The following is a 13,871-nucleotide window of genomic DNA, read 5'->3' on the forward strand; positions in this document are numbered from 1 at the left end:
TTAGTTAAATACCCATTCATTAAAAGTGGTGAAACATCATGCGAATCCTTGTCGTCGAGGACGAGCTTAAAGCTGCCGAATACTTGCATCAGGGCCTGACCGAAAGTGGTTATATCGTTGATCACGCCATCAATGGCGCAGATGGTTTGCACCTGGCGCAACAACAGGTTTATGACCTGATCATCCTCGATGTGAACCTGCCGGAACTCGACGGCTGGAGCGTGCTGGAACAACTGCGTCGCACCCATTCCACGCGAGTGATGATGCTCACCGCACGCGGGCGGCTGGCGGACAAGATCCGGGGTCTGGATCTGGGCGCCGATGATTATCTGGTCAAGCCGTTCGAGTTTCCGGAACTGCTGGCGCGGGTGCGTACGTTGATGCGGCGCAGTGAAAACATCCCGGTGCCACAGGTGCTCAAGGTCGCCGATCTGGAACTTGATCCGGGCCGTCACCGGGCCTTTCGCGGCACCCAGCGCATCGACCTGACCACCAAGGAGTTCGCCCTGCTGCACCTGCTGATGCGCCAGTCCGGCGAAGTGCTGACCCGCACCCAGATCATCTCGCTGGTGTGGGACATGAATTTCGACTGCGACACCAACGTGGTCGAAGTTTCGATCCGTCGCTTGCGGGCGAAGATCGACGACCCGTTCGACAGCAAACTGATCCACACCCTGCGCGGCGTCGGCTATGTGCTGGAGGCGCGGGAATGAAGCCGGCAAGCCTGTCGCTGCGGCTGGGTCTGACGGTCAGCATTCTCGGCGCGCTGCTGGTGGTGTTCCTGGCGATCCTCGCGTATTTCGCCCTGACCCACGAGCTGAACGCGCTATCGCGCGACAGCCTGGAAAAGAAGCTGGAACAGGTCGAGCACAGCCTGACGCTGTACTTCGACACCGGCGAGATCAGCGCCAAGCCGCACATTCTGCTCGATCAGGTCATGGGGCACGACAACCTGACCCTGACTATTTATGACCTGAACAACCTGCGCACCCCGCTGCTCAAGTCCGGTTCGGGCCTGACCGATCCACGGGTTGAGTTAAAGGCGGTACGGGCGACGACCGATCAGTTGACCCATACCGACAGCGCCGATGCCGAAGGCGCGAAGTTTCTCACCGTCTCCAAGCTGATTCGCCTCAAGGACGGCAGCAGCGTACCGGTCCTGCTGTCGATGGATAACGCCCACGATCAGGCCTTGCTCAGCGCCTATTTGCGCTCGACGTTGATGGCTTTGCCGTTGCTGTTGGTGTTCATCGGCTTGACCGCCTGGGGCGCCGTGCAGCGAGGGCTGGCACCGTTACGAGAGTTTCGCAAAGTGGCGGCGCGAGTGACGACGCAGGATCTCGATCACCGGTTGTCGGTGCTGAACATGCCCCAGGAACTCAGCGAACTGGCGCAGGGCATCAACGTCATGCTCGATCGACTGGACAGCGGCGTGCAGCAGTTGTCGCAGTTCTCCGACGACCTGGCCCACGAACTGCGCACGCCGATCAACAACCTGATGGGCAAGGCCCAGGTGACGCTGTCGCGCGAGCGCTCGGTCGACGAATACACCAACGTTCTGGTGTCTTGCACCGAAGAGCTGGAGCGGGTCGCGCGGATTGTCTCGGACATGCTGTTCCTGGCCCAGGCCAGCCAGCCTGCGGCGCACGCCTCGTTTGAGCCGATTGCGCTGGAAGAAGAGGCGTCCAGGGTGGCCGAACTGTTTTCTCTGTCGGCGCAGGAAAAACAGATCGACCTGAAGGTCTTCGGCAGCGCTCAGGTGTCGGGCGACCGGCTGATGATTCAGCGAGCGATTTCCAATCTGCTGTCCAATGCCCTGCGCCACTGCCCGTCCGGCAAGACCGTTTCGCTGTTCATCGAACAGGCGCCGAACGAGGTGTCATTGCGGGTGAGCAATCCCGGTGCGGGCATCGAAGCGCAGCACCTGCCGTATCTGTTCGACCGTTTTTACCGGGTCGACAGCAGCCGCACCCGGTCACAGGGCAGTACCGGTCTGGGACTGGCCATCGTGCACTCGATCATGACCTTGCATCAAGGCTCTGCGCAGGTTCAAAGCCGACCGGGGGCGATGACGATATTCAGTCTGGTGTTTCCCGTGACGCACCCGGACCGGCACTGAACCTTCAAGCCGATTTGTGCGGTGTTTTCTCAAACCTCATGGGAAAAATCGCCGCACAAGTGCTGCATCCATCCCCGTAAATCCTTCAGCACGAATTTGCGTCGTCCCTGCGCTGAAATGTCTGACAGCGGCAAAAGACAGAACGCCTCAAACCGCTGATTCCTTTCGCGTGGCTCGCCCGTTGCAACGCAGTGCTGCCCCCTCAGAAACACGTCCTCGCGGCGTCAATTCACGCTTTATCAGTACGTATTTCGATACCGCCGAAAGCCGCGACTGGAAACGTCCGGACATTTTTGACCCCGCCGTCACCGCCCTTTTAGATTCGGCTCGTGCTTGCCACAGCACTCCCAAACGACAACCAAGGAGCAACATCATGGGCTACATGGGCAGCTGGAACGCCAACCAGATCGATGAACTTGAAGAGCAGGAAGCACCCTCGGCAGAGCAGATCGAAGCCCTGCAACTGACCGAAGAAGAACGGGCGGAACTCAACGCCGAGTGACAGACCCCGCGGGGGCCTTGCGCCATCGCGGGCTTTGCGGGAAGGGAATCATGGACAAGACAACGTTGGTCGAGCGAGAGCTCACGGCCGATCAGGCAGAACGGCGTATTCATACCGAAATTTCACGCCTGGGGCTCACACCGCACACCCGCACCCTAGGCAGCAAAGTGGTTGCCGTCCAGGCGAGTCTTCAGGGCAGCGACAACCGCCATGCCCGCGGCTTTGGCAAGGGCTATGCAGATCAGGCGCACCTGGGCGCGCTTTATGAAGCGCTTGAGCACTATTGGACGGATAAGCTCTGCACCTGCGATGTTCACGAAGAGACTGAACGCTATTTCAAAGACACGCCGATGTTTGCCGATGACTCGCTTCTGCAAAGGCTCACGTGCCAGCAGAACGTGCGCATCAGTTGCCGGACCTATGTCTGTCCGCCGTGGCATGACCGGTTTTCCTATCCGGTGGCGCTGACCTCGCCGAACGGCACACGCTTGCCCTCGTCACCGGGCATGGCGGACTGCCGCGCCGTACAGCGCTACGCCAGCAACAGCGGCACCGCGATTGGCGCCACTTACAACGAAGCGCTGCTGCACGCCGCCAACGAGTGCATCGAACGCGATGCCGTGTCGTTGTTTCTGCTCAACCATTTTTACTATCAGAACCATCCGCCACTGCGACGGGTGGCGCGTCTCACGGAAAAGGACGAACTCGGTCGTCTATGGACCGATGCCGAACAGGAAATCGACGGCGAAATCGTGCTGGTGGATATCAGTACCGAGTTCAAGGTGCGGACCTTTCTGGCCTTCACCACGAAGCCGGGCTCTAACCCACCGGTATTCGGCAGCGGCAGCTCTCTCGACCCACGCCATGCTGCGTGGCGGGCGCTCACTGAACTGGTGCAGTTGCAACTGAGTGCCGCCGAACCTGAATACCGCCAGACACTGGCCAATGCGCTGCGCAACCTGCAGCCCTTCCCGCGCCTGCTGCGCTGTGCGCAGTTCGATCCGCAGACGCTGCTGCATCGCTGCGTTCAACACGAAGTGAATCTGCCGGATTCCGCTAAAGACCTGTCGGTGGACAATCAACTGCACTTGCTGACCCAAGACCTGCGGATTCATGGCCGTACGCTCGGTGCCGCCGTCCTGCAGCGAACCGAGCTCGGCACGACCCTGCTCAACGTGGTGATCCCCGGACTGGAACGCTTCTTCGTGGTCTCCAGCGGTAACGTGGTCGTCCCGCAAGCCCGGGGCCGTACGCTGGAGAGGCCCGCCCCATGAACCGACCCGATCGCAACCGGGAGCTGACACTGGCCCGATCCATGCGCCTTTACCTCAACGAGAACGGCGCTGTTGGCCACTACTTCGAACCGCGAGGCAGCGGACTGCATCACATTTTTTTTCTGCGGGTGAACGATGAACTCTGGGTTGGCCGCAAGCTCCTGCAACGTGACCGGCATTTCCGATGGCAGACCGGCAGCGCGCTCAAACCCGGCATGTTGTTTGGCCCGCATCTGCATTCATTGTGGGGTGATGACGGGTTGTCGATCGGCTATCGGACCGCTTCCCCCGCAGACAAAGCGCAGTTCTTCGAGCACGCCTTGCATCAGGCTGACAGCGAGATCCTGTTTCCCTTTCCACTGCTGGATGAGACAGGCAGGGAAGCGGTCTGCCCCGCAGACTTCTGGCAATGCAACGCATCACTGGCCGAACAGCTGAACACTGACGAGCAGCACTTACGCGAATACTGCGCCGGGCTGCTCCAGGCCATCACTGAAAAAGGCGCGCTGATTTACGACCCGGCCTGTTCGACCGGCGCGTTCATTGCCCACCTCGCCCGCGCCCTGCCCGACTGTCTGTGCCTGGGCAGTGATCGTTCGGCCTCGATGATCGAACACGCCAAGCGCTGGCACAGCGGGACATCCGTCGAGTTCGATGTGCTGGAGGCGAGTGAAGCTTTCGATTCCGGGATTCGCTGCGATGTCTTGATCCTGCGTTTCCTCAACGCCGAAGTCTTGACCCGTCGTGAGGCCCAAACCGCATTCGAGTCACTGATCCGCTGCATCAAGCCCGGCGGTACGATCCTCGTCTTCGGTCACACCCCGGTGCTGATTCCGGTCACCTGGCTTGCCTCCATCCACCACCTGAAACTTGAATCCAGTGTCGCGGCGCGGCCGGGGCAGGTCGAGCTGTTCCAGTTCTATCGTCTGACGGTTTCGGCGCCATGAGTTTTTCCCTGCACAGCCGAGGTTATTACCCGACCGGCGACGGCCATCAACTCTATTGGGAACGACATGGTGCTCCGGGACACGAACCCGTGTTTTTCCTCCATGGCGGCCCCGGCGGACGAATCAGTCGTCACCATCTGCAGTTCTTCGAACCGGGTCGGTTCGACATCATCCTGTTTGATCAACGGGGTTGCGGGCGCTCGACGCCTTACGGCGAGCTGCGGGACAACACTACCGGGCTGTGTGTCGAAGACATCGATGCCCTGCGCCAGCATTTCGGCTTCGAAAAAATCAGTGTGCTGGGCGTGTCATGGGGCAGCTGGCTGGCGATCCAGTACCAACAGCGTTACCCGCAGCACCTGCTGAAAAGCACACTGGTTTCGGTGTTCGTGCCGTTTGCCGCCAACGTCCGGGCATACGATCAGGCGCTCAATGACGGGTTGGCGCAATCAGCTCAAATGTCGCCCGGCCAACGCGCCAGCGACATCTACCGGATCCTCGGCGAAGGCTGTCCATCGCAGCAGCACCGCGCCGCCATCGAATGGTTGAACGCTGTTCTACGTCGCACAGGACAGACCATTTGCCCCGACACCCTGGAGCGTTTCGTCGATCAGGAAGCGGTGCTCGCGATCCGCCTCGAACTGCATTACCACCTGCAAAACTATTTCTTCACACCAAAGGACGAATACCTGACCCTCGACGACAACACCCTGCTGATCCAGGGCATCCGCGACACCCATGGCATGGCCAGCGTGCGCTGGCTCAGGCAACGCATGAACATCCACTGCCGACTGCTGCATGCCGGGCACAACGCCTTTGAAAATGCGATCCTCAAAGCAGTGCGTCGGGCGGTGAAACGTGAAATCGAAGGCTAAAAAAAACGGCACCCGAAGGTGCCGTTCCGTCCCGCAAAAAACCTTATTTGCGTGCCGCCTCCCACGACTTGAGCAGTTCGTTGTAGCTCACGGTTTCGCCTTTCGGCTTCTCGTTGGCCAGTTTCGGTTTTGGTGCGCCCGGCTGGTCGAACCAGTATTGCGCATCTCGCTCGGGGTTCATTTTCGGAGCGCACACCGCTTGGGCCTTGGAGCGTTCCAGACGGGTCATGATCGCGTCCTGATCCTTGGCCAGACCGTCGAGGGCCTGTTGCGGGGTCTTCTCGCCGCTGGCGGCCTCGGCGATGTGGCTCCACCACAGTTGTGCCAGGCGTGGATAATCCGGCACGTTGGTGCCGGTCGGGGTCCACTGCACACGGGCCGGGCTGCGGTAGAACTCGACCAGACCACCGAGTTTCGGCGCCAGGTCGGTCATCGCTTGCGAGTTGATGTCCGATTCACGAATCGGCGTCAGGCCGACGATGGTTTTCTTCAACGAAACCGTTTTCGAGGTCACGAACTGCGCGTACAGCCAGGCCGCGAGTTTCTGTTTCTCAGGCGTGGATTTCATGAAGGTCCACGAGCCCACGTCCTGATAACCGAGTTTCATCCCCTCTTCCCAGTACGGTCCGCGCGGCGACGGCGCCATGCGCCATTTCGGCGTGCCGTCGGCGTTGACCACCGGCAGGCCCGGTTTGGTCATGTCGGCGGTGAAGGCCGTGTACCAGAAGATCTGCTGGGCGATGTTGCCTTGGGATGGCACCGGGCCGGATTCGGAGAAGGTCATGCCCGCCGCTTCCGGTGGCGCGTACTTCTTCAGCCAGTCGACGTATTTGGTGGTGGCGAACACCGCCGCCGGGCCGTTGGTGTCGCCGCCGCGGGTCACGCTGGACCCGACCGGGTGGCAATCCTCGACGCGAATCCCCCACTCGTCCACCGGCAAACCGTTGGGAATGCCCTTGTCGCCGCCACCGGCCATGGAGAACCAGGCATCGGTGAAGCGCCAGCCCAGAGACGGGTCTTTCTTGCCGTAGTCCATATGCCCGTAGATGCGTTTGCCGTCGATTTCCTTGACGTCTTCGCTGAAGAACTTGGCGATGTCTTCATAGGCCGACCAGTTCACCGGTACGCCCAGTTCATAGCCGTACTTTTCCTTGAACTTGGCTTTCAGGTCGGCGCGCTCGAACCAGTCAGCGCGGAACCAGTACAGGTTGGCGAACTGCTGGTCGGGCAATTGATAGATCTTGCCGTCCGGCGCAGTGGTGAAGGAAATGCCGATGAAGTCCTTGATGTCGAGGGTTGGCGAGGTGAAGTTCTTGCCTTCGTTGGCCATCAGGTCGGTGATCGATTCGGTCTTGCCGTAGCGAAAGTGCGTACCGATCAGGTCCGAGTCGTTGACCCAGCCGTCGTAGATGTTCTTGTCCGACTGCATCACCGTCTGCATTTTTTCCACCACGTCGCCTTCCTGCAGCAGGTCGTGGGTCAGCTTGATGCCGGTGATTTCGCTGAAGGCCTTGGCCAGCACCTTGGATTCATATTCGTGGGTGGTCAGGGTTTCCGAAACCACCTTGATGTCCATCCCGCGAAACGGCTCGGCCGCCTTGATGAACCACTTCAGCTCTTCGAGCTGCTGATCTGCCGTCAGGGTCGACGGTTTGAACTCGCTGCCGATCCATTTTTTTGCGGCATCTTCGTAGGCGTCGGCCCAGGCGGACGCGCTCAAACCGCTGAGTGCCAGCATGGCTGCCAATGAAATGCTATGTCGCAGCTTATTTTTCTTATCGAACATAGAGACCTCCTGTTAGGTTTTCGGAGCACGATTGCCGAGCGATTCGACTAGCCCCAACGCATCACAGCCAACAGCCACACCAGGGACAACGCGGACGCTACCCAGATGCTCCAGTCGGTCACGCCGATTACCAGCAGATGCAGGTAGGCGCTGCCGAGAAGACCGATGAACAAGCGATCGCCACGGGTGGTGGCAATCGGCAGAAACCCTCGCCGCAAGATGCTCGGCGAGCGCAGTTCCCAGGTGGTCATGCCCACCAGGATCAACCCGATCACGATGAAAAACGCCGCCGTCGGGACGGTCCAGCTCATCCATTCCATCATCAGTTCCTCAGACCCGGCCCAGGGCAAAGCCCTTGGCCACGTGGTTGCGAACGAACCAGATCACCAGCATGCCGGGGAGAATAGTCAACACCCCCGCCGCCGCCAGTACGCCCCAGTCAATGCCGGACGCCGACACCGTGCGCGTCATCACCGCCGCGATCGGTTTGGCGTTCACCGAAGTCAGCGTGCGTGCCAGCAGCAGCTCGACCCAGGAAAACATGAAGCAGAAAAACGCCGTCACACCGATGCCGGAGCCGATCAGCGGTATGAAGATCTTCACGAAGAACTTGGGAAAACTGTAGCCGTCGATGTAGGCGGTTTCGTCGATTTCCTTCGGCACCCCGGACATGAAACCTTCGAGGATCCACACCGCCAGCGGCACGTTGAACAGGCAGTGCGCCAGCGCCACGGCGATGTGGGTGTCGAACAGGCCGATCGACGAATACAGCTGAAAGAACGGCAGCAGGAATACCGCTGGCGGCGCCATGCGGTTGGTCAGCAGCCAGAAGAACAGGTGCTTGTCGCCAAGAAAGCGGTAGCGCGAAAACGCGTAGGCCGCCGGCAGTGCCACGCTCAGGGAAATCACCGTGTTCAGACTGACGTAGTACAGCGAGTTGATATAGCCGGTGTACCAGCTCGGGTCGGTGAAGATCACCTTGTAGTTCGCCAGCGTGAAATCCTGTGGGAAAAGGGTCAGTCCGCCGAGGATTTCGGTGTTGCTCTTGAACGACATGTTCAGCAGCCAGTAGATCGGCACCAGCAGGAACAGGATGTAGAGCAGCAGGGGAATCAGCTTTCTTTTGCTCATGGCCGGGCCTCAGCGGTTGGCATCGTTGTGGGTCATGGCGGTGTAGAACAGCCAGGACACCAGCAGGATGATCAGGAAGTACACCAGCGAGAATGCCGCCGCCGGCCCCAGGTCGAATTGGCCTACGGCCATCTGGGTCAGGGTCTGACTCAGGAAGGTCGTCGAGTTACCCGGCCCGCCACCGGTGAGCACGAACGGCTCGGTGTAGATCATGAAGCTGTCCATGAAGCGCAGCATCACCGCGATCAGCAGCACGCTTTTCAACTTGGGCAACTGAATGTGCCGGAACACGGCCCAGGCCGAGGCCCGGTCGATGCGGGCGGCCTGGTAATACACATCGGGAATCGCCCGCAGCCCGGAGAAACACAATAGCGCCACCAGCGAAGTCCAGTGCCAGACGTCCATCACCAGCACAGTGACCCAGGCGTCCATGGTGTTGGCCGCGTAGTTGTAGCTGATGCCCATGGCGTTGAGGCTCGAACCCAGCAGACCGATGTCGGCGCGGCCGAAAATCTGCCAGATAGTGCCGACCACGTTCCATGGAATCAGCAGCGGGATCGCCAGCACGATCAGTACCACCGACGACCAGCGGCCCTTGGTCGGCATGGTCAGCGCAATGGCGATGCCGAGGGGGATTTCGATCAGCAGCACACACGCCGAGTAGATGAACTGGCGCAGCAACGAGTCGTGCAGACGCGGATCGAGCAGCACCTGCTTGTACCAGTCGGCACCGACGAAGTAGCGGCTGGACTGGTCGAAGATGTCCTGCACCGAATAATTGACCACAGTCATCATCGGGATCACCGCACTGAAGGCCACCAGCAGGAACACCGGCAACACCAGCCACCAGGCCTTGTTGTTCTGCACCTTGTTCATGGCTGTACCTCGCTGTCGGTGGCATCCAGCAGAAATTCGTCGGCATAGACCATCAGCCACTGCGCCGGAAAACTGATGTAGGCCGTGCCCTGCGGCACCGGTTTGTCCTCGGCCAGTCGCACTTTCAGCGGTGCGCCGTCCAGATCCAGGGTCATGATCTTGTAGGTGCCGAGGTCTTCGACGTGTACGACCCGCGCCTGCATCGCGTCATCGAACGGCTCGTCCCACACATGGATGAACTCGGGACGGATGCCGACCTTCAGATTTTTCCACTGGCCGTGTTCGATATGGCGCTGCAAGCCGTCCGACAGCGGCAGATGGGTCGAGTTGAAACCGACCCCGCCCGGTTGCGGCTGCACTTCGATCAGGTTCATCCCCGGGCTGCCGATGAAGTAGCCGACAAAGGTGTGGCTTGGCCGCTCGAACAATTCCCGTGGCGTGCCGAACTGGACGATCTGGCCGCCGTACATCACCGCGATCTTGTCGGCGAAGGTCGAAGCCTCCAGCTGATCGTGAGTGACGTAGACCATGGTGATGTTGAACTGCTCATGGATCTGCTTGAGCTTGCGCCGCAGTTTCCATTTCAGGTGCGGGTCGATCACTGTCAGCGGCTCGTCGAACAGGATCGCCGACACGTCATCGCGCACCAGACCACGGCCCATGGAGACTTTCTGTTTTTCGTCGGCGGTGAGGTTGCGCGCCTTTTTGCTCAGCAGGTTTTGCAGGTCGAGGACTTCGGCGATTTCCTGCACCTTGCTGTGCACTTTCGCCTCGGCCAGGCCCTGATTTCTCAAAGGAAAGGCCAGGTTGTCGAACACGGTCATGGTGTCGTACACCACCGGGAACTGGAACACCTGGGCGATGTTGCGCTTCTCCGGGGTCAGGTCGTTGACCGCTTTGCCGTCGAACAGCACATGACCCTGAGATGGGCTGAGCAGACCGGAAATGATGTTGAGCAAGGTCGACTTGCCGCAACCCGACGGACCGAGCAAGGCATAGGCGCCGCCCTGCTCCCAGATGTGGTCCATCTCGCGGATCGCGTAATCCTCGGGCCCGCTCGGGGTTTTGCTGTAGCTGTGGGCGAGGTGCTGCAAACGGATTTCGGCCATCAGGCAACCCTCGCGACACGCCGGCCCGGTGCCTGCACCAGACGGCCCTGCGCATCGAACACAAATAGTTTATGGGTCGGGATATAGATGCGGATCGGCGCATCGACGTCGTATTCGTGAACGCCGGGCAAATGCAGCACCAGCAGGAAATGCTCGTTGCGCACGTGGAGGAAGGTTTCCGAACCGCTGATTTCCGCCACCTCGACGGTCACCGCCAGTTCCAGGTCGTCGTCGTTGCTCGGCACCAGCGAGATATGACTCGGGCGCACGCCGAAACGGAACTCGCCCTCGCCCACCGGCCGCAGGTCGACGTTCAACGGGAAGTGCACGAAGTTGGCGAAACTCACTTCGTTGCCGGCGATGCGCCCCGGCATCAGGTTGATCGGTGGCTCGGAGAACAATTCAGCCGCCAGCACCGTTTGCGGCTGGTGATAGACCTCGGTCGACGGGCCGCTCTGGATCACCCGGCCTTCATGAAGAATGGTGGTGGTGCCGCCCAGCGCCAGCGCTTCATTGGGCTCGGTGGTTGCGTAGATGGCGATGGTATGGCGCGCCTTGAACAGCTCGCGCATTTCCTGGCGCAGTTCTTCGCGCAGTTTGTAGTCGAGGTTGACCAGCGGCTCGTCGAACAGAATCAGCTCGGCATCCTTGACCAGCGCCCGCGCCATCGCGGTGCGCTGCTGCTGGCCGCCAGACAGTTCCAGCGGATAGCGCTTCAGGAATTTCTCGATGCGCAGCATCTTCGCGGTTTCCTGCACCTTGCTCTGGATCTGCTCGTTGGAGATCCCGGCCTGGCGCAGCGGCGAGGCGATGTTCTCGAACACCGTCATGGTCGGGTAATTGATGAACTGCTGATAGACCATCGACACGTTGCGCAGACGCACCGGGCGCTGGGTGACGTCGACGCCGTTCATCAGGATGCGGCCGCTGTCGGGCTTGTCCAGACCGGCCATCAGACGCATCAGACTGGTCTTGCCGGACAGCGTGCGCCCGAGCAGAACGTTGAAGGATCCAGGTTCGAATTTCAGGCTCGCATCGTCGATCCAGGTCTGGCCCTCGACGGTGCGGCTGACGTGCTCCAGGGTGAGTGACATGGCTCGGCCTTTTTATTATTGGAGTCAAGCGACCTGAGCTTTAGAGCGACATTCGTGCCAGAAACGGCAAGCCTTTGATTTACCGTCGAATTCGCTGCAAGCCACGCAAACCGTGGTTCGTAGCTGAACACAAATGAACAGTTACGAATGAACAATTGAACAGCCGGGCGATTGACAATGAACAATCGTGAACAACACTCTATGGATGCTTTTTGGCACGGATCCTGTGAGAGCGAGCTTGCTCACTCCCAAAGAGATCTCAATAACAATAATAAAAATGCTGTATTCAGAGGCTGACTGCCATGGCCGCACCTGCCCCGCCGCTTTCCCACGATGCGATCGTCCAGGACTCCTGGTCCCGTTGCCGCGCCTTCGGTCTCAATCATCAAAGCGCCCCGGCTTTCGATCAGTTGCCCGCCGCCGGCATCGCGCAGTTGCTCGACCGCCATCATTCGCTGGTACAGACCACTCACCAAGAAGTGCTGCCGTATTACGAGAACATCCTGAGCAACTCCAACTGCCTGATCATGCTGGCCGACAATCAGGGCCAGGTACTGACGTCCTGGGGTACACAGCGCTTCATCGAGCCGAACCTGGCGCGCGGTTTTCAGGCCGGCGCCAGTTGGGTCGAGCGCGCCAGCGGCACCAACGCCATCGGCACGGCGCTGGCCTGCGAGCAGGCGGTGCATATCGAACACGATGAACACTTTCTCAAGGCCAACCGCTTCATGACAGGCTCCGCCGCGCCGATTTTCGATGCCGAGCGCAAGGTCATCGCCGTGCTCGATGTGTCCAGCGACAGTTATCTGCCGCCCTCGCACACCCTCGGCATGGTCAAGATGATGAGCCAGACCGTGGAAAACCGGCTGATCCTCAACCTGTTCCATGGCCAGCACTTTCAACTGACCTTCAACACCGGGTTGAACAACCTCGACAGCCAGTGGGCCGGGCTGCTGATCTTTGATGAAAGCGGTCAGGTGTTGTCGGCCAACCGTCGGGCCGACAATCTGCTGGGGGTGCGGTTGTCGCGGGTCAGCGTTGAAAGCCTGTTCAAGGTGTCGTTGCTGGAGTTGATCAATCAGCCGGATGGCTTGCCGTTTGCCTTGCAGACTTCCGGGCGCAATCGTTTCCAGTGTTTGCTGAAGCGACCTAAACAGGCGCCGGTTCAGGCGCGGGTCTTTACTGAAGCCAGAACCGCTGAACCGAAAGTCACCGTACCGACGGCCATCAGCCTGAGCACTTTGCACTTCGGCGACAGTCGCGTGGAAAAAGCCGTGCGCCAGGCCGAGCGTTTACTGGAAAAAGACATTCCGCTGCTGATTCACGGGGAAACCGGGGTCGGCAAGGAAGTCTTCGTCAAGGCTCTGCACCAGGCCAGCTCCCGCAGCAAACAGGCGTTCATCGCCGTCAACTGCGCGGCGATCCCCGCCGAACTGGTGGAGTCTGAGCTGTTCGGCTATGAGAAAGGCGCATTCACCGGCGCCAACCAGAAAGGCAGCATCGGCCTGATCCGCAAGGCCGACAAAGGCACGCTGTTCCTCGATGAAATCGGCGACATGCCACTGCCGACCCAGGCCCGCCTGTTGCGGGTGTTGCAGGAGCGCTGCGTGCAACCGGTGGGCAGCAGCGAGCTGTTTCCGGTGGATCTGCGGATCATCTCAGCCACCAACCGCTCGCTCAGGGAACAGGTGCAACTGGGGCGCTTTCGCGAAGATCTGTACTACCGCATCGGCGGTTTGACCCTGGAATTGCCACCGCTACGCGAGCGCAGCGACAAGCAGGCGCTGTTCAAACGGTTGTGGGAACAACATCGCGAGCCGTCGCAGTGGGCGGGATTGAGTCGTGAGGTGCTGGAGCTGTTCGAGCGGCACCCGTGGCCGGGCAATCTGCGTCAGGTCAGCAGCGTGATGCAGGTAGCGCTGGCGATGGCCGAGGAACAACCGATTCGACCCGAGCATTTGCCGGACGACTTTTTTGTCGATCTGGAGATGGAGCCAGTAGAGGTGGCCGAGCCGTTGGGCATCGATCTGAACGATGCCGAGGCGTTGAACCGGGAGTTGCAACTGGCCGGCGGGAATATTTCCCATCTGGCGCGACGGTTGGGGGTGAGCCGCAATACGCTGTACAAGCGATTGCGGCAGATTGAAAGCTGAGAGCC

13 protein-coding genes are annotated in these 13,871 nt (G+C 60.1%); 7 read left to right on the forward strand and 6 right to left on the reverse strand.

All coding sequences use genetic code 11. The features are described 5' to 3' along the window. Positions 1-38: 38 nt before the first annotated feature. The 6 genes from CAF77_RS08175 (at position 39) to CAF77_RS08195 (ending at position 5,717) form a co-directional block, all read left to right on the forward strand. On the forward strand, positions 39-713 hold the full coding sequence (locus CAF77_RS08175; RefSeq protein WP_064380720.1) for a heavy metal response regulator transcription factor: 675 nt from the start codon (positions 39-41) through the stop codon (positions 711-713). Next, positions 710-2,119, forward strand: coding sequence for a heavy metal sensor histidine kinase (locus CAF77_RS08180; protein ID WP_064380721.1), 1,410 nt, complete (start codon positions 710-712; stop codon positions 2,117-2,119). The genes CAF77_RS08175 and CAF77_RS08180 overlap by 4 nt, the downstream gene beginning before the upstream one ends. A gap of 373 nt (positions 2,120-2,492) precedes the next feature. Beyond that, a complete protein-coding gene (locus CAF77_RS29490) occupies positions 2,493-2,621 on the forward strand; it encodes a hypothetical protein (protein ID WP_256576142.1) in 129 nt (42 codons plus the stop codon). 50 nt (positions 2,622-2,671) lie between these two features. Then, entirely contained in the window at positions 2,672-3,895 is a 1,224-nt protein-coding gene (locus CAF77_RS08185) for a YcaO-like family protein (RefSeq protein WP_064380723.1), read from the forward strand. Then, the gene (locus tag CAF77_RS08190) at positions 3,892-4,842 is read left to right on the forward strand and encodes a trans-aconitate 2-methyltransferase (protein ID WP_064380725.1); all 951 of its coding nucleotides are present in this window, start codon (positions 3,892-3,894) and stop codon (positions 4,840-4,842) included. Before CAF77_RS08185 ends, CAF77_RS08190 begins: the two co-directional genes overlap by 4 nt. After that, complete coding sequence (locus tag CAF77_RS08195) at positions 4,839-5,717, forward strand: alpha/beta fold hydrolase (protein WP_064380727.1); 879 nt, start codon at positions 4,839-4,841, stop codon at positions 5,715-5,717. Before CAF77_RS08190 ends, CAF77_RS08195 begins: the two co-directional genes overlap by 4 nt. Before the next feature lie 43 nt (positions 5,718-5,760). On the opposite strand, the gene CAF77_RS08200 is transcribed toward CAF77_RS08195, so the two are convergent. From CAF77_RS08200 to CAF77_RS08225, 6 genes are read right to left on the reverse strand one after another with little or no spacing between them, the layout of a single operon-like run. Next, a complete protein-coding gene (locus CAF77_RS08200) occupies positions 5,761-7,503 on the reverse strand; it encodes an ABC transporter substrate-binding protein (protein WP_064380728.1) in 1,743 nt (580 codons plus the stop codon). 47 nt (positions 7,504-7,550) lie between these two features. Further along, a complete protein-coding gene (locus tag CAF77_RS08205; protein ID WP_039767461.1) occupies positions 7,551-7,823 on the reverse strand; it encodes a DUF2160 domain-containing protein in 273 nt (90 codons plus the stop codon). Positions 7,824-7,833: 10 nt separating this feature from the next. Continuing rightward, entirely contained in the window at positions 7,834-8,634 is an 801-nt protein-coding gene (locus CAF77_RS08210) for a carbohydrate ABC transporter permease (protein ID WP_064380730.1), read from the reverse strand. A 9-nt stretch (positions 8,635-8,643) separates the two neighbouring features. Beyond that, entirely contained in the window at positions 8,644-9,510 is an 867-nt protein-coding gene (locus tag CAF77_RS08215; RefSeq protein ID WP_007951487.1) for a carbohydrate ABC transporter permease, read from the reverse strand. Further along, the gene (locus CAF77_RS08220; protein WP_007951488.1) at positions 9,507-10,619 is read right to left on the reverse strand and encodes an ABC transporter ATP-binding protein; all 1,113 of its coding nucleotides are present in this window, start codon (positions 10,617-10,619) and stop codon (positions 9,507-9,509) included. The genes CAF77_RS08215 and CAF77_RS08220 overlap by 4 nt, the downstream gene beginning before the upstream one ends. Continuing rightward, positions 10,619-11,713 (reverse strand): ABC transporter ATP-binding protein, encoded by a 1,095-nt coding sequence (locus CAF77_RS08225; protein ID WP_007951489.1) that lies wholly within the window; start codon positions 11,711-11,713, stop codon positions 10,619-10,621. The genes CAF77_RS08220 and CAF77_RS08225 overlap by 1 nt, the downstream gene beginning before the upstream one ends. A 302-nt stretch (positions 11,714-12,015) precedes the next feature. Between CAF77_RS08225 and CAF77_RS08230 the strand changes: the two genes are divergently transcribed. After that, a complete protein-coding gene (locus CAF77_RS08230; protein ID WP_064380732.1) occupies positions 12,016-13,866 on the forward strand; it encodes a sigma-54-dependent Fis family transcriptional regulator in 1,851 nt (616 codons plus the stop codon). Positions 13,867-13,871 lie beyond the last annotated feature (5 nt).

It is taken from the genome of Pseudomonas sp. R15(2017) (assembly GCF_002112685.1).
Lineage (GTDB): Bacteria > Pseudomonadota > Gammaproteobacteria > Pseudomonadales > Pseudomonadaceae > Aquipseudomonas > Aquipseudomonas glycinae.